We start from the raw sequence: 25,129 nt of genomic DNA, 5'->3' as shown, positions 1-25,129 counted from the left end.
GCTGCGGTGGGGCCGGCCCCGGTGTGCGCCCGGCCCGGCATTGGGCAGGCGCACACCGATCGATCCTGACGACCGCAGAATGGCATACCGCCCGGTCGGTACCTAGAGGTCTGCGCGCTTCTTCTCATCACGGTCCTGCAACCTCGCCCCGCCCCCGCGGTCCAGCAGCCGTGCGAGCTCGGTCCGGGACCGGACGCCGAGGGCGGCGAAGACGTTGCGGAGGTGGTGGTCGACGGTACGCGGGCTGACCGAGAGCCGCACCGCCACCTCACGGTTGGTGGCGCCCTCGGCGACACAGCGGGCGATCCGCTGCTGCTGCGGGGTCAGCGCGGCCAGCGGCCCCGGACCGCTCCGGTCCGGCGCGTCCACCGCCTCCCCGGCGGCCCTCAGCTCCCCCGCGGCCCGCCCGGCCCAGGCCCGGGCAGAGCAGCGTTCGAACGCGACCAGCGCGTCCCGCAACGGACCGCGGGCCTCACGGGTACGGCGCAGCCGGCGCAGCAGCTGGCCCTGGAGCAGCCGGGTGCGGGCGCGTTCGAAGTCGCCGCCCGCGCGGTCGTGGTGGGCCAGCGCCTCCTCGTACCGGGCGGCGGCCTCCTCGGCGGGCGCCAGCAGGGCCCGGCAGCGGGCCAGCTGGGCGGGGACCTGCGGATCGGTCGTCCGTGTGGTCCACAGGGTGAACTCCTGAACGGCGACGGCGAGTTCGCCGCCGGCCTCGTGTGCGCGCCCGGAGAGCACCACCGCCTCGACGTAGCAGGGCACGGCGAGCATCCGGGTGGCGAAGTGTCCCGTCCCCGGGCCCGGCCTGACCAGCGGACCGAGCCGGGCCGCGGCCTCTCCGGGCCGGCCGGCCGCCAGGTCGGCGCGGGCGACCGCCCAGGTGGCGAGCGTGGCCGCCTGCGCCAGGCCGTGCGGGCCCGCCCCGGTCAGCGCCGCGTCGGCGTGCGCCGCGCACGCCTCGGCCGGCCCCTCCACCGATGCGGCGAGGGCGAGCACGGCGTGCAGATGGGCGGCGGAGTTCCGCTGGCCGGTACGGCGGGCCGCGTGCAGCCCTTCCAGCGCGTGCGCGCGGGCCCTGGCGTGCTGCCCGGAGCGCAGCTCGGCGTACGCGAGTTGCTCCAGGGCGTGCGGCAGCAGCGCCTCGGGCCCCCGGGTGCGTACGACGGCCAGGGCGCGCGCGCCGGCCCGGCACGCGGCGTCGACCTCGCCGAGCACCAGGGCACAGGCACCTGCCCGCAGGAGCTCGCCCGCGTCCTCGGCGCGGGCGGCGGAGTCGAGGCAGCACCGCAGGAGGGCGTGGCCCCGGTCGGGGTGGCCGGCGAGCACGGCGCACATCCCGGCGCGGTACTGGGCCGTCGGCCGGTCGGCCGCGGCGACGGGGACGCGGTTCATGGCGTCCAGGTACGCGATGGCGTCCCCCATGGCCCAGGCCGCCTCCGCGGCCCCGAACAACGCGTCCAGAGTGCGGCGCGGGTCGTGGGGCGCCAGCAGCTCCGCCGCGGCCAGGAGCGCCTCGCGGGCGTCGGCGACGGGTCCGTCCCGGAGCGCGAGCATGCCGCGCACGTAGGGGGCGGCGCCTTCGGCGAGGTGGGGGCCGACACGGGCCAGCATGGCGCGGGCCCGGCCGGTGTCGCCGGCCAGCCGCGCCTGTTCGGCGGCGGCGGTGAACCGGGCCGCGCGCAGGGCGTCGTCCGTGGAGAGCGCGGCGGCCCGGGCCAGCGCGGCGGAGCGTTCGCCGTGCGGGCGCGGGGCGGTGGCCGCCCTCTCCAGCTGTTCGGCGAGACCGGCGTCCGGCCCGGTGGACGCGCAGGCCTTCTGGACGAGTGCGGGCAGCCGCGCGCGGTCCGGTTCACCGCCGCCGAGCAGTCCGGCGAGCAGTTCGTGCACGGCGCGGCGGCGGCCGGGGGGTGCCCGGTGCAGGACCGCGCGGCGCAGCAGCGGGTGGCTGAAGTGGACCCGGCTCCCCGCGCGCTGGAGTGCCCCCGCGCTGCCGGCCGGCGCGAAGAGCACCCGGTCGAGGTGGGAGGCGGAGAGTCCGGCGCGGACCCCCGCCCGCAGCAGCAGGGCCGCGTCGGAGCCCGCCCCGTCCGGCTCGTGCTCCTCCGCCGCCGCGGCCAGCAGGAGCAGGGTGTGGGTGTCACAGGACAGCCCGTCCAGGTGGGCGGCGTGGGCGTCGAGGACGCTCTCGCCGCCGGGCAGCGGGTACGGCAGCGCGGTCCGTCCCGCCAGCTGGCCGGGGGTGAGCCGCCCCGCGAGCCCGGCCAGCAGACGTGGATTCCCGGCCGCTTCCCGCAGGAGTTCGCTGCGCACGACGGGGTCGACGTCGGCGGCGCCGTCGGTGAGCCGGTCCAGGAGCGCGGTCGCCGCGTCGTCGTCCAGCGGGCCGAGGCGCAGGGCGGGCAGCCCGGCGAAGGCCGTCTCGTCGGCCGCGCCGATCACCACCGCGACGCGGCTGCCCGCGCCCAGTCTGCGGGCGGCGAAGCCGAGCGCGGCCCGGGAGTCGGGGTCCCAGAGGTGGGCGTCGTCCACGCAGACCAGCAGGGGCTGTTCGGCGCCCAGGGCGCGCAGGAGCCCGAGCAGGGCGCCGGGGCTGATCCCGGAACTCAGGACCGTGTCGGGTGCGAGGGGCAGCGGGCCGGGGGCGGAGCAGAGCAGGGCGTGGAGTCCGCTGTAGGGAAGTCGCTGTTCGGTGGGGGCGGCGGAGGCGTACAGCACGGGGCCGCCGTGTCCCCGGAGGTAGTGGGCGGCGGCCTGCCGCAGCAGGGCGGTACGGCCGAGGCCGGGCGGCGCGGTCAGCACGAGGGCTCCGCCGTCCCCTGTCCGCAGCTTTCCCAACAGGGTTTCCAGGATGGCCAGTTCACCGCTTCGTCCGTACAGCCGGAGCGGACTGTGCACGGTCGTCGATGGGGTCACACCCGCACGTTACTTCCGCGTAAACAGCGTCGGAAGGCTCGCGTCCGCCTCCGGTTCCCGGCCGGCGCGGAGCGGTGCGGGCTCCCAACGGAACGTCGTACGCGCTGTGCCGGGGCACAGTACGGGACCGTTCGGCTGCGGGCGCCCGTAACGTCGGTGCATGACTGATGAATTGCGTACACACGACGGTTTGACCCTGCGGTACTGGTCCTGGTCCCGGAACCCGGACGGGGCCCTGCCGCCGGTGGTACTGCTCCACGGCTTCGCCGCGCACGCCCGGCTGAACTGGGAGGGCCCGGGGGTCGTCGAGGCGCTCGTGGCGCGGGGACGCCGGGTGTACGCCCTGGACGCGCGCGGCCACGGCGCGTCGGACCGGCCCCATGACGACACGCACTACGGCGAGTCGCTGATGGCCCGTGACGTGCGTCTGCTGATCGACCGGATCGGCGCCGACGAGGTGCACGTGGCGGGCTATTCGATGGGCGCCGTGGTGGCCGTCCTGGCCGCGGCGCAGGACAGCCGGATCAGTCGCCTGGTGACCGGGGGGATCGGCGCGGGCGCGGTCGAGGTGGGCGGGCTGGACACCCGGGTGATGCCTCCCGAGCTGGTCTCGGCCGCCCTCACCGCCGAGGACGCGGCGGACGCACCCGAGCGGACCAGGGCCTTCCGGGTGCTGGCCGACACGGCGGGCGGTGACCGGCTGGCGCTGGCCGCGCAGATACGGGCCGTGCACCGGGGTGCGCTGCCGCTGGACCGGATCACGGTCCCCACGCTCGTCCTCGCCGGTGCGGGCGACCCCCTGGCGACCCGCCCGGAGGTGCTGGCCTCGGCGATCGCGGGGGCGGAGCTGACCGTGCTGCCGGGAGACCATCTGACGGCCGTGCGCGACCCCGGGTTCGCCGAGGCCATCGCCTCGTTCCTCGCCCGGGGCTGACGGCCGGGCCCGCCGACGGGCGAGGGGCCGGACCGCGGCAGGCGCGGCCCGGCCCCTCGGCGGGACCCGGCGGGGGACCGGAGCGGTCCCCGGCGGGGCCCCGGTCACGGCGGTGTTCGGTCGCGTACCGGGCAGTCCCCCTTCGCCGGGTGGTGGACGGCCTCCGTGCCGGGCCCCAGCGGGGCCGGGAGGGTGAACTCCGTGCAGGAGGCGGGTTCGTCGGCCAGGGCCGGGACGGTCGTGACCACGACGCGTACGGCCCCGTCGTCGGACCGGTCCACCCGCCAGGGGTCGGCCCGCGCGACGCGGCCGATCTCCGAGTCCGTGAGTTCCCCGTCCCGAACCGCGTCCGCCAGCTGCCGGGCGAGGCCCTCCACCTGGAGGCGCTGGTTCTCCGTACGTGTGCGGTCGGCCCCTTCGGGCAGCCGGTCCCCCAGCCACCACAGGAGCGTGCCCGCGGCGGCCAGGACCAGCGCCGCCAGGGCGACCGTCACGACGACGACGGCGCCGGCCGGCCGGCGCGCCTTGGCGCGTCCGGCCGGCCGGCCCGTCGGAGGGTGTTCCGTGTGCTCGCTCATCTCACCGACGGTCGTACCGCATCACGAGCCCGTATATCCGAGTGCGGTCAGTCTCGACTTCATCACGTTCGCGTATCCCGTGGTTCCGTCGGACTTCGGGTGGAAGGACTCGCGGCTGAGGCATCCCTCGGGCAGCCAGTCCGCCGTGCAGGAACCGCTGACCTTGGTGACCGGGTCACCCTGATGGAAGTCGCCGTCGCCGTTCGGGCCGATGACGATCTTGTTGATCCACTCGGGGTCGTCGCAGCCCGCGTGACCGACGAAGGCGTCGACCGGGTTCGCGTACGCGATCTTCATGCCACCGGTCTTGAGCTGCCCCACCAGCTTCTCCTGCTGGGAGTCGGCGTGGTTGACCAGCTCGGCCAGCGCCGCGACCTCCGGCATCATGTAGTAGAGCGAACCGGCGCACTTGACCGTGCGGCTGAGCAGTTCCGGATAGCCCATGAGCACGATCTGCGCGTTCGGCGCCTTGAGCGCGATGTCGCTCAGGGTGCTGGACAGGTTGGGGATCATCGTCTGGTCGACGATGCCCTTGTACTTGGGCAGGAAGTTCGGGTCCTCGTTGCAGTTGGTCCCGATGCCCGCGCAGTCCATCATGGCGTTGGTGAACCCGCCGCCGTCGTTGCCGCCCAGGGTGAGCATCACCAGGGTGGTCTCCGGGGTGAGCACCCCGGAGTTGACCTGGTTGATCTCCTTGAACTGCCCTTCGCCGAAACTCTGCGAGCCGGCGTCGAACGGACTGTTCCAGACGTTCCTGGTCATCGCCCCCGAGCAGGCCACGAAGCCGAGTTCGGCCGTGGAGCTCCAGTCGTCCGAGAGCTGGCCCAGCGGGGTCGAGGTGCCCGGCAGGACGACCTTCCGGGACCAGGCGTTGTCGCTGCGCCGGCAGGCGTTCCAGCGGTCGGTGCCGTGGTCCGCGTCGGACTCGGGGCTGTAGTCGCCGGCGCCCTCACCCGAGGTGTAGGAGTCGCCGAGGACGGCCACGATGTGCTTCGGCTTGGCCGGCAGCGGCTGGAAGGCCACCGCGTCCCAGGCCACGTCCTCGCTGCCGTCCCCGTCCGCGGTCTGGCTGCCGAGGCGGACCCGGGGTGTGCCGCTCATGTTGTACACGCCCAGCGAGACCCAGGTGTTGGCCTTGATCTTCTGGTTGACGTACCGGGTGCGGGTGAACGAGCCGGAGCCGGTGTCGATCTCGTACTTGGCCTGCTGGGTGTGCGCCCCGTGGTCGGGGATGTGCACCATCACCCGGGACCAGCCGTTGAGCGCCTTGCCCAGCTTCCAGGTGCCCGTGGTGTTGAGGCGGTTGGCGTCGGTGGTGCCGGTCTTGCGGCTGTGGGTGAACCAGAAGTGGTTGCTGTAGCCGGCTCCGATCTGGTGCAGGTCGATCTTGCCCGGGTAGAAGCCGCCCGAATCGGCGAAGGTGAACTCGAAGCTGCCCGCGGAGGACACCGCCGACGGGCAGCGGTTGGCCGACCCGGACGGCCGGATGCCGCTCGGTACGTCGTCGACGACCAGGGCGTCGCTCGGGACCCCGCCCGAGCAGCGTGGCGCGTAGGAGTTCTCGTCCGGCTGTTCGGGATAGGTGCTGTCGAACCGGTGGATCGCGTTGCCGCAGACCCCGGCGGCGCAGTTCTTCCAGGTGGTCGCCGGGATCGACTTGTTCCACCAGCAGTACAGGTCGCTGCGGGTGCAGGCGCCCATGCCGGGGTCGTTGGAGTCGTTCGGGCCGATCTTGCTGGGGTCGCACTCGTTGGCACTGGTGCAGAACAGCGACTCCGGCGGCTTCAGCGCCGTACGGTCGCCGATGGTCGTCCACCAGGCGGGGCGGTATCCGGCCTGCATGTCACCGGGCTTGAAGAGGGCCGAGATGGGGCGGGCGGCCCAGCCGAGGACCTTCTCCTGGTAGGGCCAGTCCTGCGGGTGCGCGGCGTGCGAGTAGTCGTCGGTGCCGCTCGCGTTCTCCAGGAACGGGGTGCGGTTGGCCTTCCACAGCGGGTTGGCCGGGTTGTTGGTGAAGCCGAGGCCCCACTTGCCCTTGTTCTTGCTCGCGTCGGCCTCGGGGTAGAAGCCCGAGTTGTACGCCCACAGCGCGAAGAACCAGCTCTCCAGGTACTTCGGGTCACCGTTGGCGATGGTCATGCCGCCGGCCTTGGTCTGGTTCCACTTCTCGATCAGGATGTTGACGCCGGCCGCGATGTTCGCGGTGTAGTCGACGGCCACGGCCTTCTGCTGGAGCGAGGACCATCCGGTGTCGCTCGCGCGCATGTTGTCGGTGACCTGCGTGATGCCGTAGCCGCAGTCCGACTCGGACCAGTCGATGGCCCACGGGTCGGGGATCTGGCCGTCGGAGTTGTACTTCGTGCCGTAGTAGTTGCCGATCAGGGAGTTGGCGGTCACCCCGGGTACGGCGTACCGGGTGGCCTGCCACATGTTGGATTCCTGCGCGGTGATCCCGAGCATGACCTGCGCGGGGATCTGGCCGCCGCCGGTGAGCGACTTCAGCGGGAACAGCTGCTGGGGCGCGTAGGAACCGACGCCGGTGTCCTTCCAGTTGGCCGGACGGCTCACCAGCTTGTTCAGGTTGTTGCTGATCGCCTGGTCGACCGCCCACTCCACCTGACGCGGGGTCGGCTGGAACGCCTGCTGGCGGACGTCGCCGCGGGCGACGGCGCAGGTGCGCTCCGCCTCGACCGGGTTGTGCGGGTCGCCCGCGGCCGCGAGCGAGGCGGAGCGCTTTCCGGCGGCCGTGCTGCCGACCCCTTCCAGGGACGGGGAGAGCTTCTGACCGGCGTCCTGGTGCGGCGCGCCGCCGGGCCGGGTCTCCAGGGCGGCCGTCCTCCCGGTGCCCAGGTCCTTGAGGTCGATCATCGCGGTGCGCTCGGCACCGGTGTCCCCGGCGCGGGCCGGGTTCTTGCCGTCGCCGCTCCAGCCGGCCGCGGTCACCAGGACCTTGCCGTCGGTGGAGGCGTGCGCGTCCTTGGGCGCGCCCGCCGGACGGCGCACGGCCGCGGGCAGGGCGGAGACGGCCTGCCGGGTCTCACCGGTCACCATCACGGTGCCGTCGGCGCTCGACGTGAGGTCCATCTTCGCGAGGGTGCCGGTGGCGAGCTTGCTCGGGGCACCCTTCCCGCTCTTCACGGCGGTCGCGTCGACCCGCATGACGGCGCCGTCCTCGGCTGCGGCCGCCTTGGTCCTCGCCGAGGGCGAAACCGCGGGCCGGTCGAGGTAGACGAGGCCGCCGTCACGGTCGGCCTTCAGCTGGAAGGGGATGCGCCGGGTGAGGGCGACGGTGCTGCGCGCGCCCTTCCCGTCGATCCGGACGAGCCGGTTCCCGTCGGCCGCGACGACGTCGTCGCCGTACGGCACGGCCGAGGTCACCTGGCCCGCCAGCGCCAGGGGTTCGGCGGCCTTGCCGGTCGCCGCGTCCACCCGGACGACCCGGGTCTCGTTGCGCGCGGAACGGTCGTCGGCGAACTGCGAGAACACCGCCGTCTCGTCCGTGCCGCACCCCGGCGAGAAGTAGGCCAGGGACGCCTGGAAGGGAAGCTTGGTGACCTTCCCCGTGGCCAGCTCCACGACGGCGGTGAACGCGCCGCGCGACATGAGCTGCTGGTCGTTGGTGAACGTGCGCGGTGCGTACGCGACCACGGCACGCTTGCCGGAGCCGGTGACGCAGACGTTGCCGATCCAGCTGTCGGCCTCGAAGCCCGGCTCGGCCAGGGTGGCCGCCGTGCGCCAGGCGTAGCCGTCCGCGCGTGCGGCGGTCAGCAGGTGGAACCCGGTGGCGTCACCGGAGGTGCTCCACGCGAGGTCGTCGGACGTGGTGTACGACTTCCCGAGCACGGCGGCGCGTTGTTCCTCCGGCAGGGCCGGCTGCCGCGTGGATCCGCCGGACCCGGTCTTTCCGCCGGTCCAGCCCTGGGCGGCCCCCGAGGGCGCCTTCGGCTCCGGTGCCGCGTTCGCTCCCACGGGGAGCGCGGCGATCAGTGCTGCTGCGGTGCTGAGTACGACGGCGGTGCGGACGGCTCTCCCGCGGTGCCGACGGCCCGCCTTCGGCCTGGCTCTCATACGTGCGGCCTCCCGTTGTCTACGTGGTGTGCGCCGCAGATGATGGCTCACGGCCGTCTCGCGCCACTCTCGGCACACGTACCGCGGGACGGGGGCTCCGGCTCCGCTTCTCACAGGGGAGGACGCCCGCGCACGAGAGGTGTGTGCGGACGTCCGGGTGGCACGGTGAGGGCCGCGGCGGGCGGGGTCGGGATCACGCCCCGCCGTAGGCGGTCAGGAGGTGTGCGGGCAGTTGCCCCTGTACTCGGCGATCGTGAGGCCGGCCGACGGCAGCGGGCAGAGGAACTGCTCGTAGCGGGTGTCGTTGTCGATGAACCGCTTCAGCCACGAGATGCTGTACTTCGCGATCGTCGTGTTCGACGAGTTCGGCGTGAAGTGGGTGGCACCCCGGAGCTCCAGGTACGCCTTGTCCAGCGAGCTCGGCAGCGAGGTGTAGAACGGCTCGGAATGCGTCGCGACCGGGGCGACGGTGTCACCGTCCGCACCGATGACCAGCGTCGGCGTCTTCACCTCGGGCCAGGTCTTGTCCGTGTTCCAGCCGGTCAGCGGGATCGCCGCCTGCAGCGACGGACGGTCCTTCGCCGCTTCCAGGGTGCCGCCGCCGCCCATCGAGTGGCCCATCACACCGAGGCGCGAGGAGTCGATCCTGCTCCGCACCGAACTGCTGCCCGTGAGGTAGTCCAGCGCCGCGAGCAACTGGTCGCCACGGCTGGCCGGCTGGTCCGCGGTCGTGTTGGTGTCGATCGTGAAGACCACGAAGCCCTGCGAGGCCAGGCGCGGGCCCAGCCAGGCGATGCTCGACTGGTAGGCGGTGAAGCCGGGCGAGATGGCCACCGCACCGAACGTCCCGTCCGAGGTGGACGTCGGGTAGTAGATCGTCCCGCCGCCGAAGCCTCGGACGCTCAGCGAGGACACGGAGGTCTGGGACGTGGCGTACGGGCCGCGGCTCGCCTCGATGCTCGACGTGCTCGGCGCGGGCCCGCGCTCGTACGGGTTGTCGGCGGCCTGGGCGCCCGGCATCAGCGCGGTGACCAGCGCGGCGGTGGCGGCCGCGGCGGCGACACCCAGCTTCACGGTGCGGGAGCGGCTCTTCGACATCCGGTGGCGGCGCGGGGAGATGTCGCCGGAGGGGAGGTGCTGCTGCACGAGGGGGGATCCTCTCGGTCGTGGCACGACCACGCAGCGGCAGCCGGGGGCCCGTCGTCCGGGACCTTCGGGGGGCACCGCGCGGGTGGCGCCGTCAGTTGCTGACGGCGCCACTCTTGCGCCACGTCCGTCGTACGGGCATCGGCGAGATCGCCGGTCTTCCCGTACGGCTGTCCCCGGGCGGGGTCAGCGAACAGGGTGCCCGGTCTCGCGCAGCGCGCCCTTGACCTCGGAGATCCGCAGGTCACCGAAGTGGAAGACGGACGCGGCGAGGACGGCGTCGGCGCCGGCGTCGATGGCCGGCGGGAAGTCCGCGAGCCGGCCGGCGCCACCGGAGGCGATGACGGGGACGGTGACGTGGGCCCGCACCGCCTTGATCATCTCGGTGTCGTAGCCGTCCTTCGTGCCATCCGCGTCCATCGAGTTGAGCAGGATCTCACCCGCGCCGAGTTCGGCGGCGCGGTGCGCCCACTCCACGGCGTCGATGCCGGTGCCCCTGCGCCCGCCGTGGGTCGTCACCTCGAAGGCCCCTTCGGGGGTCCGCCGGGCGTCGACGGACAGGACGAGCACCTGGCGCCCGAAGCGTTCGGCGATCTCGCGGATGAGCTCGGGGCGTGCGATGGCCGCGGTGTTGACCCCGACCTTGTCGGCCCCGGCGCGCAGCAGCTTGTCGACGTCGTCGGGGGTACGGACCCCGCCGCCGACGGTGAGCGGGATGAAGACCTGCTCGGCGGTGCGGCGCACCACGTCGTACGTCGTCTCACGGTCACCGCTGGAGGCGGTGATGTCGAGGAACGTCAACTCGTCGGCGCCCTCGGCGTCGTAGAGCTTGGCCATCTCGACGGGGTCGCCCGCGTCGCGCAGGTTCTGGAAGTTGACGCCCTTGACGACGCGGCCCTTGTCGACGTCCAGGCACGGGATGACCCGTACGGCGAGCGTCATCGCCCACCTGCCCGGTAGGCCTCGACCTCGACCTCGACGACCAGGGAGGGGTCGACGAAGCCGGACACGATGATCATGGAGGCGGCGGGGCGGACGTCGTCGAAGAGCTCCTTGTGGGCGCGGCCCACCTCGTCGACGTCCCGGGCGTGCGTGATGTACATCCGGGTGCGGACGACGTCCTCGCGGCCGATCCCGACCTGCTTGAGGGCGTCGAAGGCGACCTGGAAGGCGGCGACGGCCTGCTCGTACGGGCTGCCCGCCACGATCTGCCCGTCGACCACGGAGGTGCAGCCGGAGACGAGGACGAGGCCGGTGGGGAGCTCGACGGCGCGGGAGTAGCCGAACTTCTCCTCCCAGGGGGCGCCAGAGGACACGCGGCGTACGGAGTCCGTCATGCGGCGACCGCCTTGAGGGCCTCCTCGAGGGTGAACGCCTCGGCGTACAGCGCCTTGCCAACGATGGCCCCCTCGACGCCTTCCGGGACGAGCAGGGAGATCGCGCGCAGGTCCGCGAGCGAGGAGACGCCGCCGGAGGCGACGACCGGCTTGTCGGTGGCGGCACAGACGTCCCGCAGGAGGGCCAGGTTGGGGCCCTGCAGCGTGCCGTCCTTGGCGATGTCGGTCACGACGTAGCGGGCGCAGCCCTCGGAGTCGAGGCGGGCCAGCGTCTCGTAGAGGTCGCCGCCGTCGCGGGTCCAGCCGCGGCCCCGCAGGGTGGTGCCCCGGACGTCGAGGCCGACGGCGATCTTGTCGCCGTGCTCGGCGATGACCTTGGCGACCCACTCGGGGGTCTCCAGGGCGGCGGTGCCGAGGTTGACGCGGCGGCAGCCGGTGGCGAGGGCCGCGGCGAGCGACGCGTCGTCGCGGATGCCGCCGGAGAGCTCGACCTTGATGTCCATGGCGCCGGCCACCTCGGCGATCAGCGCACGGTTGTCGCCGGTGCCGAAGGCGGCGTCCAGGTCGACGAGGTGCAGCCACTCGGCGCCGGAGCGCTGCCAGGCGAGGGCCGCTTCGAGCGGGGAGCCGTAGGAGGTCTCGGAGCCGGATTCGCCGTGCACGAGGCGGACGGCCTGTCCGTCGCGTACGTCTACGGCGGGGAGCAGTTCAAGCTTCGGCATTACAGCGTCTCGATCCAGTTGGTCAGCAGCTGGGCGCCGGCATCGCCGGACTTCTCGGGGTGGAACTGGGTGGCCCACAGCGCGCCGTTCTCGACGGCGGCCACGAACCGTTCTCCGTGCGTGGCCCAGGTGACCTTGGGTGCGCGGATCTTGGCGTTGGTCACTTCGAGGGACCAGTCGTGCGCCGCGTAGGAGTGCACGAAGTAGTACCGGGCCTCGGGGTCCAGGCCCGCGAAGAGCTGGGACCCCTCGGGGGAGTCGACGGTGTTCCAGCCCATGTGGGGCACGACGTCGGCCTTCAGCGGTCCGACGGTGCCGGGCCACTCGTCGAGGCCCTCCGTCTCGACGCCGTGCTCGATGCCGCGCTCGAACAGGATCTGCATCCCGACGCAGATGCCCATGACGGGCCGGCCGCCGGACAGCCGGCGGCCGACGATCCATTCGCCGCGCGCCTTCTTCAGACCCGCCATGCAGGCCGAGAAGGCCCCGACGCCGGGGACGAGCAGCCCGTCGGCGTTCATCGCGGTGTCGAAGTCGCGGGTGATCTCCACGTCCGCGCCGACATGGGCGAGGGCCCGCTCGGCGGACCGGACGTTGCCGAAGCCGTAGTCGAAGACGACGACCTTCTTCTTGTCGCTCACAGATTCCTCAGTCCCAGAGTCCCTGGATCCGCATGACGCCCGCCACCAGGCACATCACGGAGCCGATCCCGAGGAGCACGACGACGCCCTTGGGCATGCCCTGCTTCCAGAAGGAGTAGACCCCGCCGGCCAGGAAGAGGCCGACGAGGATCAGAACGGTGTTGAGGCCGGTCACAGGGCGCCCTTCGTGGAGGGAAGGATGCCGGCCGCGCGCGGGTCGTGCTCACTGGCGTACCGCAGGGCGCGGGCCAGCGCCTTGAACTGGCACTCCACGATGTGGTGGGCGTTGCGCCCGTACGGGACGTGCACGTGCAGGGCGATCTGCGCCTGGGCGACGAAGGACTCCAGGATGTGCCGGGTCATCGTCGTGTCGTACTCGCCGATCATCGGCGCCATCTTCTCCGGCTCGGTGTGCACCAGGTAGGGGCGGCCGGAGAGGTCGACGGTGACCTGGGCGAGCGACTCGTCCAGCGGGACGGTGCAGTTGCCGAAGCGGTAGATCCCGACCTTGTCGCCGAGCGCCTGCCTGAAGGCGGCGCCGAGCGCGAGGGCGGTGTCCTCGATGGTGTGGTGCGAGTCGATGTGCAGGTCGCCCTCGGTCTTGACCGTGAGGTCGAAGAGGCCGTGGCGGCCGAGCTGGTCGAGCATGTGGTCGTAGAAGCCGACCCCGGTCGCCACGTCGACCGTGCCGGTGCCGTCGAGGTTGATCTCGACGAGCACGGAGGTCTCCTTGGTGGTCCGCTCCACTCTTCCTACGCGGGCCTCGCGAGTCATGCGTCGTGCTCCTTCTTCAGTTCGCGCACCGCATCGAGGAACGCGTCGTTCTCGGCCGGGGTTCCCGCGGAGACCCGCAGCCACCCCGGTACGCCGTTGTCCCGGACCAGGACGCCCCGGTCGAGGATCTGCTGCCAGGCCGTGCGGCTGTCGGCGAAGCGGCCGAACTGGACGAAGTTGGCGTCCGAGTCGGTGACGGCGAAGCCGAGCTCCCGCAGTCCGTCGACCAGCCGGTCGCGCTCGCTCTTGAGCTGCGCGACGTACCCGAGCAGCGTATCCGTGTGCTCCAGGGCGGCGAGCGCGGTGGCCTGGGTGACGGAGGACAGGTGGTAGGGCAGGCGCACCAGCTGGACCGCGTCGACGACGGCCGGAGCCGCCGCGAGGTAGCCGAGGCGCAGGCCGGCGGCGCCGAACGCCTTCGACATGGTGCGGGAGAGCACCAGGTGGGGGCGGCCCTCGATCAGCGGGAGCAGCGAGGGGTGGTGGCTGAACTCGCCGTACGCCTCGTCGACGACGACCATCGAGGGCCGGGCCGCCTGGGCGGCGTCGTACAGCGCGAGGACGGTCCCGGCGTCCACGGCGGTGCCGGTGGGGTTGTTGGGCGAGGTGATGAAGACGACCTCGGGCCGGTGCTCGGCGATGGCCTTCCGCGCGGCCTCCACGTCGATGGTGAAGTCCTCGTTGCGCGGTCCGGAGATCCAGCCGGTGCCGGTGCCGCGGGCGATGAGGGCGTGCATCGAGTACGAGGGCTCGAAGCCGATCGCGGTGCGCCCGGGACCGCCGAAGGTCTGCAGCAGCTGCTGGAGGACCTCGTTGGAGCCGTTGGCCGCCCACACGTGGGCGGCGGTGACCTCGTGCCCGGCGGTGCGGGTGAGGTAGCGGGCGAGCTCCGTGCGGAGCTCCACGGCGTCGCGGTCGGGGTAGCGGTTGAGGTCGCGGGCGGCCTCGCGGACCCGCTCGGCGATGCGGTCGACGAGCGCGTCGGGCAGCGGGTACGGGTTCTCGTTGGTGTTCAGCCGGACCGGTACGTCGAGCTGGGGCGCGCCGTACGGGGACTGCCCGCGCAGTTCGTCGCGGATCGGGAGCGCGTCCCACGCGTTCGGGGGGGTGGTGCTGTTCGTCACGCTTGCGGAACCTTCCAGCCGAACCTGGCCTTGAGCGCGGCGCCGTGGGCGGGGAGGTCCTCCGCCTCGGCGAGGGTCACCACGTGGTGGGTGACTTCGGCGAGCGCGTCGCGGGTGTAGTCGACGATGTGGATGCCGCGCAGGAAGGACTGCACGGACAGGCCCGAGGAGTGGCAGGCGCAGCCGCCGGTGGGCAGGACGTGGTTGGAGCCGGCGCAGTAGTCGCCCAGGGAGACGGGGGACCACGGGCCGACGAAGACCGCTCCGGCGTTGCGGACCCGGTCGGCGACGGCGGCGGCGTTCTCCGTCTGGATCTCCAGGTGCTCGGCGGCATAGGCGTCGACCACCTTGAGGCCGTCCTCCAGGTCGTCGACCAGGACGATCGCGGACTGGCGGCCGGCCAGTGCGGGCTCGATCCGGTCGGTGACGTGGCGGGTCGCGGCGACCTGCGGCGCCAGCTCGGCCTCGGTGGCGGCGGCGAGCTCCTCGGAGTCGGTGACAAGGACGGCGGCGGCCATCGGGTCGTGTTCGGCCTGGCTGATCAGGTCGGCGGCGACGTGCACCGGGTCGGCGCTGCGGTCGGCGAGGATCGCGATCTCGGTGGGACCGGCCTCGGCGTCGATGCCGACGCGGCCCTTGAGGAGACGCTTGGCGGCGGCGACGTAGATGTTGCCGGGCCCGGTGACGAGGTTCACGGGCGGGCAGTCCTCGGTGCCGTACGCGAACATCGCGACGGCCTGGGAGCCGCCGGCGGCGTACACCTCGTCGACGCCGAGGAGGGCGCAGGCGGCGAGGATCGTCGGGTGCGGCAGGCCGCCGAACTCCTTCTGCGGCGGGGACGCCACGGCGATGCCCTCGACGCCGGCCTCCTGCGCGGGGACGACGTTCATGACGACGGAGGAGGGGTAGACCGAGCGTCCGCCGGGGACGTAGAGCCCGACGCGCTCGACGGGCACCCACTTCTCGGTGACCGTGCCGCCGGGGACGACCTGGGTGGTGTGCGTGGCGCGGCGCTGCTCGCGGTGGACGAGGCGGGCGCGGCGGATCGACTCCTCCAGGGCGGCGCGCACGGCGGGGTCGAGCGCCTCGAGGGCGTCGGTGACCGCGTCGGCGGGGACCCGGATCGAGTCCAGCCGGACCCCGTCGAACTTCTCCCCCCAGTCGATCACCGCTGCTGAGCCACGATGGCGTACGTCCTCGCAGATGGGCCGCACCGTCTCCAGGGCGGCTTCCACGTCGAACTCGGCACGGGGCAGCAGGTCGCGCAGGGCGCCGCCCTCGGGGAGGGCGGTGCCGCGCAGATCGATTCGAGAGATCACACCGCAATTCTCTCAGACCGGATCCGGCGCCCGGTCGCCCGTATCACTGGCTGATACATGTCCCGGCTGTCACTGCTGACCGTTAGCTTTCGCACGGTCACACAGAGGGAAGAACGACAGTACGGGCGCGGGGTGATCCGCGCGTGTGGAGGTGACGCGGTGACGGAACTGCAGGACGGCGAGATCCCCGACGGGCTGAGCGCCGCCGAGCTGGGCATGTGGCAGTCCTTCCGGAACGGCACCACCTACGATCTGCGCGCGCACGACGCGGTGCGCGACGATCCGTTCGCCCCGCACAGCTGGGGCCCGGAGCGGAGCGTCGGTGCCCGGACGGTGGCGCGGCTGCTGCTCAGCGGGCCGGCGGCGCGGCCGGGGCGGGTGGCCGCGCTGAAGCTCCGGGGTGTCCGGATCACGGGGAAGCTGGACCTGGCCGGCGGGCACGTCTCGCCGTACGTGGAGCTGACGGGATGCCGCTTCGAGCAGGAGGTGGTGCTGCCCGAGTGTCATTTCACGACGCTGCGGATGGTGGGCTGCGCGCTGCCCCGGCTGGACGCGGCCCGGCTGCACACGGAGGGCGATCTGCACCTGCCGCGCTGCCGGGTCGATCGCGGGATCCGGCTGACCGACGCCCAGATCGGCACGGACCTGCTGATCAACCAGCTCCGCGTCGGACCCGACCGGCGGGGCCGCGCCTTCGTGGGCGACGGGATGTCGGTGGCGCAGGACCTGCAGGCCGAGATGATCGAGACGCTGGGCGAGCTGAGCATGCGCGGGGCGAAGGTCGGCGGTTCGCTGAGCCTGCGGGGCAGCCGGCTGCGCGCCACGGACGGGCGGCGGGCGCTGAACGCCCCGCAGCTGAGCGTGGAACGCACGCTGTACATGACGGAGGCCTGGGTGAGCATCGACACGGGGAACCAGGGCACCACTCCCCCGTTCGGTGTCGCGCGCGGCGGCGGCCCGGCACGCGGGACCCGTGCGCAGGTCTTCGAGTGCCGGGGCGCGGTACGGCTGGACGACGGGCGGTTCGGTGACGCGGTGGACCTGCACAAGGCCCGGTTCGTGCTCGCCGACCGCGAGGAGCTGTCGCTGCGCCGGATCGTCACCCCGGAGCTGCGGTTCAACGCGGAGCGGCCGCGGGAGGGCCGGGTCGTACTGAACGGCGCGCGGGTCGTGACCCTGATCGACGTGTCGGCCAGCTGGCCGGGGCCGGGCGGCCTGGCGATGGGCGGCTTCGTTTACGAGAACCTCGTCCCGTACGGCCACTTCCCGCTGTCGAGACGGCTGGAGTGGGTGCTGGCCGCGACCCCGGAGTACGTCCCCGAGCCGTACGAGCGGCTCGCGGCCGTGCTCCGCAGCTGCGGGGAGGACGCGGACGCCCGCGAGGTGCTGCTGGCCAAGCAGCGCCGGCGGCGCGAGACGCTGCCCCCGGCGGGGAGGATCTGGGGCTATCTCCAGGACTGGGCGGTGGCGTACGGCTACCGGCCCGGCCGTGCCTTGGTCTGGATGGCGGTGCTGTGGGCGGCGGGTGCGGTGGCCTTCTCGCAGTACAGCCCGGAGTCGATCAAGGGGGACGAGCACCCGCAGTGGAATCCGGCGCTGTACGCGCTGGATCTGCTGGTGCCGGTGATCGATCTCGGGCAGGACGGGTACTGGCTCCTCGAGGGGGGCTGGCAGTGGGCGGCCGCGGCACTCGTGCTGCTGGGGTGGATATTGGCCACGACGGTGGCGGCGGGTGCGTCGCGGCTCCTGCGGCGCGGCTGACCCGGGGCGGGCGCCGCGTCCGCGCGGATCCCTGCCGGGACGGCGGCCGAAAGGCCGGTCGAGGTCCGGCAGGGCGGACGAGGACCGGCGACGGGAAGGTCGGATTCGGGCCAGCCCCGACCGCTTCCTTTGCCCTTTCTTGACCTCGCCCAGGGCAACCCTTCCACTCGCCACAGAAGCTTCACAGGGGCCCTCTGGCGCCGCTCCCACCTGGGCTTTTCAATGGTCTGCACCATGGCTTTCCTCCGTGCACTGCTGAGTTCCGCGCGCACGTTCCGGTACGGCCCCGGGCTGTCCGCCGGGCTGCCCGCGGACGACGCGGTGCTGCTCGACGCCCCCGACGAGTGGCTGTCCCCCGCCCTGGTGGCGGCGGCCCTGGGTGAGTACGAGCCCGCGGCCAAGCTCCTCGCCACCACCCGGGACGCGGCCGACTGGGAGACCCGCGACCGCGCCCTCGCGCGGCTGGTCGCCTTCGCACGCGGCCGCGACGGCTGGCTCACCGGCTGGCTGGCCGCCGCTCCGCGGGATCCGGACGCGCTGCTGGTCAAGGCAGCGCTGGCGGTGCGCCGCGCCTGGGAGTCCCCCGCCCACTCCGAGCTGCTGCGCGAGGTGGGGCCGCTGATCACGGCGGCGACGGAGGCCGACCCGCGTGACCCGGTGCCGTGGCGGCTCGCGCTCGACCACGCCCGCGGCACGCATGCGCCGCACACGGTCTTCGAGTCCTTGTGGGAACAGGCGGTGCGCCGCTGTACCCACCACTACGGCACCCATGTCTCCGCGCTCCGGTACCTCTCGGCCGAGTGGTACGGCTCCCATCGCGAGTGCTTCGACTTCGCCGAGCGGGCGGCCGAGGACGCCGCCCGGGACTCCCTGGTGCAGGCGCTGCCCGTCCGCGCGGCCTTCGCCCTGCTGCGCGACGAGAAGGCCGCGGCGCGGGCGAACTCCGTGCAGGTCGACCGGGTCGACGCGGCCGCCGACCTCGCGATCGGCCTCTCGGCCGGATTCCCCGCCGGTGACCCCTGGCCGGCGGAGGTGCGCAACCTCCTCGCCTACGTCCTGGCCGCCCGGGGGCGCTCGGCCGAGGCCCTGGAGCAGTTCCGGCTGATCGGGACCTGTGCCACCTCGTTCCCCTGGGCGTCGGTGACCGGGGACACGCTCGGGGCGTTCCTCGACGCACGGGCCGACGTCCGGCTCCGGGTGGCCTCGTCCACGCCCCTGTGCGGGAGGCCGGAGCGCGGCGGGCTCCGCGGCCATTAGGCTTGACCGCTGTGACCACCGCTCGTCTTCCCCTCTTCCCGCTGAACGCGGTGCTGTTCCCCGGCCTCGTGCTGCCGCTCAACGTCTTCGAGGAGCGGTATCGCGCCATGATGCGCGAGCTGCTCCGGATCGACGAGGACGAGCCGCGCCGCTTCGTGGTGGTCGCGATCCGCGACGGCCGCGAGACCGCCCCGACGGCGACCGGGATGCCGGACACCGCCGCCTCCGCGCCTCCCGCCGAACGGGCCCCCGCCGACGGCTTCGGGCCGGATCCCGTCCAGACCTTCCACCGGGTCGGCTGCGTCGCGGACGCGGCGAAGATCCGTGAGCGGGCCGACGGCAGCTACGAGGTCCTGGCGACCGGCACCACACGGGTCCGTCTGCTCTCCGTCGACGCGAGCGGCCCGTTCCTGACCGCCGAGGTCGAGGAGCTGCCCGAGGACCCCGGGGCCGTGGAGGGCGAGGACACGGCCGAGGACGAGGCGGGAGCCCTGGCCGAGGGAGTGCTGCGCGCCTTCCGCAGCTACCAGAAACGCCTCGCGGGGGCGAGCGAGCGTTCCCTGACGACCGGCGCCGACCTGCCGGACGACCCGTCCGTCGTCTCGTACCTGGTGGCCGCCGCCGCCGTGCTCGACATCCCGTCGAAGCAGCGGCTGCTCCAGGCCCCGGACACCGCGACCCGGCTGCGCGAGGAGCTGGCGCTCCTGCGCAAGGAGACCGCCGTCATCCGGTACCTGCCCTCGCTGCCCGCGGTCGACCTGACCCGCGACCCCACGCACCCCAACTGATCCGAGGACCTGCCCGGTGGCGAAGAAGGCCAGGAAGCAGCAGCCCGGCGGTACCCCGGCCACGGTCGCGCTGACCACGGCCGGGACCGCGTTCACGGTGCACGCGTACGACCACGATCCCTCCGCGCCGTCCTACGGCGAGGAGGCGGCCGAGGCGCTCGGGGTCTCCGCCGACCGGGTGTTCAAGACCCTGGTGGCCGAGGTCGACGGCGAACTGGTCGTCGCGGTCGTCCCGGTCGCCGGGTCGCTGGACCTGAAGGCCCTGGCGTCGGCGGTGGGCGGGAAGCGGGCGGCCATGGCGGACCCGGCGGCGGCCGAGCGCACCACGGGGTACGTGAGGGGCGGCATCTCCCCCCTGGGCCAGCGCAGACGCCTGCGTACGGTGCTGGACGCGTCGGCCGGTTCCCATGCCACGATCTGCGTCTCGGCGGGCCGGCGCGGCCTGGAGGTCGAGCTCTCCCCCGCCGACCTGGCGGCCCTGACGGGTGCGTCCCTGGCCCCGATCGGCCGGGCCTAGCGCAGCCCCGCGCGCGGAGCACACGGAATGCGGCCCCGGACGCGGCCGTTGCCACGGAGGTGAACACATTCTCCCCGGCCGTGGGCGACGGACCGGGCGACCGGATCTCCGTCCGCGAACGGCTGGACGCGGAACGCCGCGACACGGAGGCCCGTATCGCGGCGCTGCACGGTGACTTCGACGCGATCGTCGAGGCGAACGCGCTGGTGGCGGTCGACGACGAGCACGACCCCGAGGGATCGAGCACCGCCTTCGAACGGGCTCACACCGCCTCGCTGCTGGCTCGGGCGCGGGACCACCTGGCCGAGGTGGACCGGGCGCTGGAGCGGCTGGAGCGGGGCGACTACGGCCGCTGCGAGCGGTGCCGTGAGCCCATCCCGCCGGGCCGCCTGGAGGTGCGTCCGGCGGCGACGACCTGTGTGCGGTGCGCCGCGGGCACGGGCCGCTGAGCCCGGCCGCGGCCGCCCCGCCGGAGCCTCCCGGCGGGCACTCAGTGCTTGAAGGTGTCCTTCGCCTTCTCCTTGGTACCGCGGCCCTTGCCCCGGGCCTCCAGCGCCGCACCCTTGGCCGCCGTGGTCTCGTCACCCACCGCGTGGGCCACCTTGCGGACAGCCTTCCCGACGATCTGCTCGGTCTTGGCCTTGGTCTTCTCTCCGGCACTCATGTCGGTCCTTTCGTCGGTGCTCATCCACCCGCCTGCCCGTGCGACCGGGGCGGAAACACCCGAGCGGAAGCGGCCCGCGGGAGAGCGCTACGAGCCGTCCGACGGCCGGCCGCCCCCGGGCGCCTGCCCCTCGGCGGAGCCGGGCGCCGCGCCCTCGGCGCCACCGGGCGTCTGCCCGGACGCGCCGCCGGGTGCCGCGTCCTGAGCGCCGTACGGGGACATCCACTCGGGCTCGGGATCGCGCGGCCCGAACAGGGCCGTCAGCCCCAGGTGGACGGCCGTCGCCGCGATGGGCCAGGCCAGCACCGCGGCGCCGACCGCGTGCAGCTTCAGCGGCGCGTCGAAGGTGACGCCCTTGCCGACCTCCTTGGCGTGGGCCACCACGTCGGACGTCGGTCCCAGCCAGGTGCCGAGCCCCCACGCCAGCAGGGATCCGAGCAGCCCGCCCAGGGCGAGGCCCACCACCAGCGGGATGCCGCCGCGACGGCGGAGGAGGAAGACCGCGACCGCCGAGACGAGTCCGAAGGCGAGTGCCAGCAGCACGAAGGTGCCGTCGGCACCGATGGCCTCCTCGCCCTCGCTGTTCTTCAGGAACACGGCGGTGTCGTCGGAGACCAGGGGTACGCGCGGCGCCAGCCAGAGCCAGAGGAGCCCGAGGGCGACTCCCGCGACCGTCAGGACCACGGCGACCAGCGCGCCCTGCAGGAGCTCCGTACGCCGCTCCTGCGCGTCCGGGTCCTTGCCGGGCAGGACGTGCGACCCGGAGGGCGGTGCCTGCCACGGGTCGTTCGGCTGGGGCTGGTGCGGCGGCGTCAACGGTGCTGTCACGGTGCCATCGTGCCAGGCCGCCGCGATCACTGCCTCACCGGACCGCCGCACGCCGGTACGCCCAGGTGGCCACGGCCAGCGAGAGCACACCGACCGCCGCGCACACCGCGAGGTCGAGGGCCACGACCGCCCAGTCGGGGTGGGCGTCGAAGGACCGGGACAGCGCCTCGACGCCGTAGGTCGAGGGAAGGAGGTCGCGTGCCCAGCCGACGGGGCCGGGGAGGCGCTCGGCCGGCAGCACGCCCAGCAGCAGCGCGGCCGACATGCCCAGCTGCCCGAGCAGCGTCGCCAGCTCCTGCCGGGGCGCCAGCAGTCCCAGCGCGGCACCCAGTCCGGAGAGCGCGGCTCCGGAGAGCGGGATGACGGCGACGAGCACCCACAGATGAGTCATCGGAAGCCCGAACAGCGCGCTTCCGGCCACCGCCGTGACGATCGTGCCGGGCACGGTGAACGAGGCGTACGCCCCCGCCGCCCCCAGCACCACCGCGGCGGGCGGCACCGGCAGCGTCGCGTAGTGGTCGAGCCCGCCGCCCGCCCGGAGCTGGCCGAAGTACTGGGCGAGCAGGTTGAGCGCGACGAACGCCACGACCAGCACGCTGGACCCGGCGACGACGGCGCGGGCCTCCGAGCCGCCGTCGACGACACCGCGCATCAGCACCATGATCCCGACGGACTGGAACGTCGCGACGAACAGCAGCGGGATCCGCGCGACCCGCGCCCGCGACAGCTGCGCCCGGTACACGGCGGCCAGCGACGGCAGCAGTCCGGCCCTCGGAGCGAGCGCCGCGGGGGCGGTGCGGGCGGGCCTGCCGTGCCGTACGGCCGCGCTCGCGCCGGGGGTCCGGCCCTTCGGCGTCGTCTTCGCGGACTCCGTGGGAACGATGCTCGTCACCTGGCCGTGCTCCCGTTCGTCTCCGACCCGCATCCCGACACGTTCACCGTCCTGATCACGCCTTCACCAGTCCCTCGGTGGCCCTGGCCGCGTCCCCGCCGAGCGCCAGGTAGACATCCTCCAGGCTGGGTGTGGCCAGCGTGAAGTCGTCGAGCGAGGAGAAGGCCGCCCCGCCGGTCACCGCGGCCACGGCGGCCCGCGCCTCGTCGGGTCCGAGCCGCAGCACCCATCTGCGCCCCGACTCCTGCGCGGACTCGCGGAGCGCGGCCACCTCCGGGACGTCCAGCGGTGCCCGCTCACGCCACACGAGCTCGACACGGACCTCGCCGGCCACCTGTTCCTTGAGACCCGCCGGGGTGTCGCAGGCGATCACCCTGCCGGCCTCCATGACGGCCACCCGGTCCAGGACCGTCTCCGCCTCGATGACGTTGTGGGTCACGAGCAGGACCGTCGCCCCGTGCTCGGCCCGCCGCCGGTCGACGGCGGACCAGACGGAGCGCCGGGCGACCGGATCCATTCCGGTCGTCGGCTCGTCCAGCACCAGGACGGGGCGTTCACCGACCAGCGTCGCGGCGAAGCAGGCGAGCCGGCGCTGCCCGCCGGACAGCTTCTTGATCGGCCGCCCGGCGAGCCCGGTGAGCCCGAGCTCCTCCAGTACGTCGTCACGGGCGGCGCGGGCCTCCCGTACCGGCATGCCCCTGAGGCGTCCGGTGGTCTCCGCGGCGAGCGACACGGTGAGTTCGTCGAGGGCGGTGGATTCCTGGCCGAGGTAGCCGATCAGCCGCGAGGCCCGCTCGGGGTGGCGCACGAGGTCGTGTCCCAGCACCTCGACGCTTCCGGAGTCGGGACGCATCAGGCCGGTCAGCTGGCGTACGAGGGTGGACTTGCCCGCGCCGTTGGGTCCGAGCAGTCCGAAGATCTCCCCGCGCCGGACGTCGAGACGGACCCCGTCGGTGGCGCGTACCTCGGGAGTGGCCGCACGGCCGCGTCGGCCGCGCACGGCGGGGTAGGTCTTGACCAGGTCACGCACCGCGCACACGGTGCCGGTCCCCGCCTGTGCTGCGCCCGTAGCCTGTGCTGTGCCCGTACTCACGAGGTATGAGACTACGGGGTCGGATGCCCCGTATTGCGTCCGGGTCAGGGCGGTGCGGCCCCGCTCACTCCCCCGCGGGGGCGTGCTCGGCGGCGGCCCGTACGTCGATCTCACGCCAGAACCCCGCCCTGATGGCATAGCGGTCGTGCTCGTCGATCTGGTCGTCCTTGTGCGCGAGCAGCCCGAAGCGTGCCGCGTACCTGAGGAGTTCGCCGTCGATGCGGTGCGGGATGCGGGGGTACATCGTGGACAGCTTCTGCAGGTGGACCGTCTCCGGGAGCCGTTCCATCCAGCGCCGGGCGAAGACCTGGCCGACCTCGAAGGGGTCGCCGCCGACGGTGGTGATGTCCTCCTCCCGGTCCGCCCAGCGCTGTTCCGCACTGGTGAGCTGGGCGAGGGTCGGCAGTGAAGCGGTCTCGGACGGCTCGCCGAGGGGGCCCTGGCGCTCCACCCAGCCCTTGTCGGACGACCAGCGCAGGGTCGCGTTGCCGGCGGGCTGCGGGACGGGGTGCTGCGCGGTCTGCGTCCCGGGCGCGCGCAGGCTCGCCAGGTCCTTGGGGGTGGGCACGCCCTTGTGGGCGGGTCCGGGCTGCGGGTGGGGGACGGCCTCGTCGGCCGGCGGGACGCCGGTGCCGTTGCGGGCGGCCGCGGCCTGCGCCTCCGACGCCCGCTCGGCGGAGGCGGCGAGGGCGGCCTCGGGCAGCGGCGCCGAGAGGATGGCGGCGATCTCGGGGCGCGGGGCGGGCGGGGGCGGGCACACGCCGCCCGTGTCCTTGGCACGCACGGCCTTGGTGATCCAGGCGCGGTCGAGCACCCGCCGCTCGTCGGCCTCGGCGACCAGGTCCTCGGACTGGTTGTAGTCGCCGTCGGCGGCCTGGACGGCCCACAGATGGACGGCTACGCCGTGTTCCTTCGCGGACATGAGGCCGGGCAGCAGATCGCCGTCGCCGGTCACCAGCACCACGTCGGAGCAGGCACGGTTTCTGGCCAGTTCGGTCAGCTCGGCGTGCATGGCGGCGTCGACGCCCTTCTGCGCCCACCGCCCGTCACTGCGGGTGAGGGCGCCCAGCCGAACGGTCACCCGGGGCATGACCCGCAGCCTGCGGTGCTCGGGCTGCGGGACGCGGTCGGGTGCGCCGTCGAACCAGTAGATGCGCAGCAGGGGCTGTTCCGTGTCGGCCTCGGCGCGCTCGCGCAGGCCCTGGATCAGCGCGGTGTGGTCGACGGTGATGCGGGAACGGGCGGGCTCTCCGGCCAGCAGACTCGCGGCTGCGCCCAGCAAGTAGCCGGCGTCCACCAGGACGACGCAACGATCCACGCGTTCCACCCTCTTCCAATTCGGCGGAGGGCCGGCGGGCCCGGACATGGGGGGTGGGTCCGCCGACCCGGGGTTCGCTCACTCAGGGTTTCCTTCGAGTCTGCCCGACACCACCGGCGTCAAGGGCCGGAACTCGATCATCGGCGTGGCGGATCGGGAAACCGCGCATGATACCTCGGCTACTACGCTCAGCAATGATCCAACATGCGGCCTTTATGGTGATATGTGAGTCTGACAGCGGTTCTGGACCCCCAGATCTCCCACAGGAGGCATCACGATGGCGAAGAACAAGAACCGCAAGCAGGGCAGCCAGCACGACCGCGCATCCGCCGCGGAGCGTGGCGCGGAGGAGGCCAAGTCGACGGCGTACGAGACGCAGACGCAGGCCCAGGGCAGCCCGGCCGATGTCGCGCGCAAGCACCAGAAGCGCTTCGGCCACAACTGACGGTTCGTACGGC

24 protein-coding genes are annotated in these 25,129 nt (G+C 73.3%); 7 read left to right on the top strand and 17 right to left on the bottom strand.

Annotated elements, in window-relative coordinates; genetic code table 11:
* Nucleotides 1–102: 102 nt before the first annotated feature.
* Entirely contained in the window at nt 103–2,910 is a 2,808-nt protein-coding gene (locus tag IA22_RS0104675; protein ID WP_386186253.1) for a helix-turn-helix transcriptional regulator, read from the bottom strand.
* A gap of 160 nt (nt 2,911–3,070) precedes the next feature.
* On the opposite strand from IA22_RS0104675, the gene IA22_RS0104670 reads away from it, so the two are divergent.
* Nucleotides 3,071–3,844: an alpha/beta fold hydrolase gene (locus IA22_RS0104670; protein WP_030122806.1), complete on the top strand. Its 774-nt coding sequence runs from the start codon at nt 3,071–3,073 to the stop codon at nt 3,842–3,844.
* 104 nt (nt 3,845–3,948) lie between these two features.
* On the opposite strand, the gene IA22_RS0104665 is transcribed toward IA22_RS0104670, so the two are convergent.
* The 11 genes from IA22_RS0104665 to hisD all read right to left on the bottom strand — a co-directional run bounded on the left by IA22_RS0104665 (nt 3,949) and on the right by hisD (nt 15,553).
* Nucleotides 3,949–4,422, bottom strand: coding sequence for a hypothetical protein (locus IA22_RS0104665; protein WP_030122805.1), 474 nt, complete (start codon nt 4,420–4,422; stop codon nt 3,949–3,951).
* Nucleotides 4,423–4,443: 21 nt separating this feature from the next.
* Nucleotides 4,444–8,490 carry a golvesin C-terminal-like domain-containing protein gene (locus IA22_RS0104660; RefSeq protein ID WP_030122804.1) on the bottom strand — a complete coding sequence of 1,349 codons (4,047 nt, stop codon included), beginning with the start codon at nt 8,488–8,490 and terminating at the stop codon, nt 4,444–4,446.
* Nucleotides 8,491–8,703: 213 nt separating this feature from the next.
* Nucleotides 8,704–9,636: a bis(hydroxyethyl) terephthalate hydrolase gene (bdeA, locus tag IA22_RS0104655; RefSeq protein WP_014156788.1), complete on the bottom strand. Its 933-nt coding sequence runs from the start codon at nt 9,634–9,636 to the stop codon at nt 8,704–8,706.
* A 186-nt stretch (nt 9,637–9,822) separates the two neighbouring features.
* On the bottom strand, nt 9,823–10,578 hold the full coding sequence (hisF, locus tag IA22_RS0104650; RefSeq protein WP_030122803.1) for an imidazole glycerol phosphate synthase subunit HisF: 756 nt from the start codon (nt 10,576–10,578) through the stop codon (nt 9,823–9,825).
* Nucleotides 10,575–10,973, bottom strand: a complete 399-nt coding sequence (locus IA22_RS0104645; RefSeq protein ID WP_015576806.1) for a RidA family protein — start codon at nt 10,971–10,973, stop codon at nt 10,575–10,577. The genes hisF and IA22_RS0104645 overlap by 4 nt, the downstream gene beginning before the upstream one ends.
* Nucleotides 10,970–11,695 (bottom strand): bifunctional 1-(5-phosphoribosyl)-5-((5-phosphoribosylamino)methylideneamino)imidazole-4-carboxamide isomerase/phosphoribosylanthranilate isomerase PriA, encoded by a 726-nt coding sequence (priA, locus tag IA22_RS0104640; RefSeq protein ID WP_014156785.1) that lies wholly within the window; start codon nt 11,693–11,695, stop codon nt 10,970–10,972. Before priA ends, IA22_RS0104645 begins: the two co-directional genes overlap by 4 nt.
* Complete coding sequence (hisH, locus tag IA22_RS0104635) at nt 11,695–12,336, bottom strand: imidazole glycerol phosphate synthase subunit HisH (protein ID WP_015576807.1); 642 nt, start codon at nt 12,334–12,336, stop codon at nt 11,695–11,697. The genes priA and hisH overlap by 1 nt, the downstream gene beginning before the upstream one ends.
* A gap of 7 nt (nt 12,337–12,343) precedes the next feature.
* The gene (locus IA22_RS37050) at nt 12,344–12,511 is read right to left on the bottom strand and encodes a hypothetical protein (protein ID WP_014156783.1); all 168 of its coding nucleotides are present in this window, start codon (nt 12,509–12,511) and stop codon (nt 12,344–12,346) included.
* Nucleotides 12,508–13,110: an imidazoleglycerol-phosphate dehydratase HisB gene (gene hisB / locus IA22_RS0104625; RefSeq protein WP_014156782.1), complete on the bottom strand. Its 603-nt coding sequence runs from the start codon at nt 13,108–13,110 to the stop codon at nt 12,508–12,510. Before hisB ends, IA22_RS37050 begins: the two co-directional genes overlap by 4 nt.
* Complete coding sequence (locus IA22_RS0104620) at nt 13,107–14,234, bottom strand: histidinol-phosphate transaminase (protein WP_015576808.1); 1,128 nt, start codon at nt 14,232–14,234, stop codon at nt 13,107–13,109. Before IA22_RS0104620 ends, hisB begins: the two co-directional genes overlap by 4 nt.
* Nucleotides 14,231–15,553, bottom strand: coding sequence for a histidinol dehydrogenase (gene hisD, locus IA22_RS0104615; protein WP_015576809.1), 1,323 nt, complete (start codon nt 15,551–15,553; stop codon nt 14,231–14,233). Before hisD ends, IA22_RS0104620 begins: the two co-directional genes overlap by 4 nt.
* Nucleotides 15,554–15,712: 159 nt before the next feature.
* Between hisD and IA22_RS0104610 the strand changes: the two genes are divergently transcribed.
* From IA22_RS0104610 to IA22_RS0104590, 5 genes are all read left to right on the top strand, one after another.
* The gene (locus IA22_RS0104610) at nt 15,713–17,314 is read left to right on the top strand and encodes a hypothetical protein (RefSeq protein WP_014156779.1); all 1,602 of its coding nucleotides are present in this window, start codon (nt 15,713–15,715) and stop codon (nt 17,312–17,314) included.
* A 222-nt stretch (nt 17,315–17,536) separates the two neighbouring features.
* The gene (locus IA22_RS0104605; RefSeq protein WP_014156778.1) at nt 17,537–18,571 is read left to right on the top strand and encodes a hypothetical protein; all 1,035 of its coding nucleotides are present in this window, start codon (nt 17,537–17,539) and stop codon (nt 18,569–18,571) included.
* Between the two features lie 11 nt (nt 18,572–18,582).
* A complete protein-coding gene (locus tag IA22_RS0104600; RefSeq protein ID WP_030122802.1) occupies nt 18,583–19,359 on the top strand; it encodes an LON peptidase substrate-binding domain-containing protein in 777 nt (258 codons plus the stop codon).
* A gap of 16 nt (nt 19,360–19,375) precedes the next feature.
* The gene (gene ybaK / locus IA22_RS0104595) at nt 19,376–19,876 is read left to right on the top strand and encodes a Cys-tRNA(Pro) deacylase (protein WP_014156776.1); all 501 of its coding nucleotides are present in this window, start codon (nt 19,376–19,378) and stop codon (nt 19,874–19,876) included.
* An 80-nt stretch (nt 19,877–19,956) separates the two neighbouring features.
* Complete coding sequence (locus tag IA22_RS0104590) at nt 19,957–20,325, top strand: TraR/DksA family transcriptional regulator (protein ID WP_015576812.1); 369 nt, start codon at nt 19,957–19,959, stop codon at nt 20,323–20,325.
* 41 nt (nt 20,326–20,366) lie between these two features.
* Here the strand turns inward: IA22_RS0104590 and IA22_RS36755 are convergent, their stop codons facing one another.
* The 5 genes from IA22_RS36755 to IA22_RS0104565 form a co-directional block, all read right to left on the bottom strand.
* A complete protein-coding gene (locus IA22_RS36755) occupies nt 20,367–20,564 on the bottom strand; it encodes a hypothetical protein (RefSeq protein ID WP_014156774.1) in 198 nt (65 codons plus the stop codon).
* Between the two features lie 63 nt (nt 20,565–20,627).
* Nucleotides 20,628–21,398, bottom strand: a complete 771-nt coding sequence (locus IA22_RS0104580) for a hypothetical protein (RefSeq protein WP_030122801.1) — start codon at nt 21,396–21,398, stop codon at nt 20,628–20,630.
* 4 nt (nt 21,399–21,402) lie between these two features.
* Complete coding sequence (locus tag IA22_RS0104575) at nt 21,403–22,293, bottom strand: ABC transporter permease (protein WP_014156772.1); 891 nt, start codon at nt 22,291–22,293, stop codon at nt 21,403–21,405.
* A 22-nt stretch (nt 22,294–22,315) separates the two neighbouring features.
* On the bottom strand, nt 22,316–23,299 hold the full coding sequence (locus IA22_RS0104570; RefSeq protein ID WP_014156771.1) for an ABC transporter ATP-binding protein: 984 nt from the start codon (nt 23,297–23,299) through the stop codon (nt 22,316–22,318).
* Between the two features lie 118 nt (nt 23,300–23,417).
* On the bottom strand, nt 23,418–24,680 hold the full coding sequence (locus tag IA22_RS0104565) for an NYN domain-containing protein (RefSeq protein WP_030122799.1): 1,263 nt from the start codon (nt 24,678–24,680) through the stop codon (nt 23,418–23,420).
* 268 nt (nt 24,681–24,948) lie between these two features.
* Here IA22_RS0104565 and IA22_RS37045 point away from each other — a divergent pair, with 268 nt between their 5' ends.
* Entirely contained in the window at nt 24,949–25,116 is a 168-nt protein-coding gene (locus tag IA22_RS37045; protein WP_014156769.1) for a hypothetical protein, read from the top strand.
* Nucleotides 25,117–25,129 lie beyond the last annotated feature (13 nt).

It is taken from the genome of Kitasatospora papulosa (assembly GCF_000717245.1).
GTDB lineage: Bacteria > Actinomycetota > Actinomycetes > Streptomycetales > Streptomycetaceae > Streptomyces > Streptomyces papulosus.
This window is presented reverse-complemented; position numbering and strand designations above follow the sequence as displayed.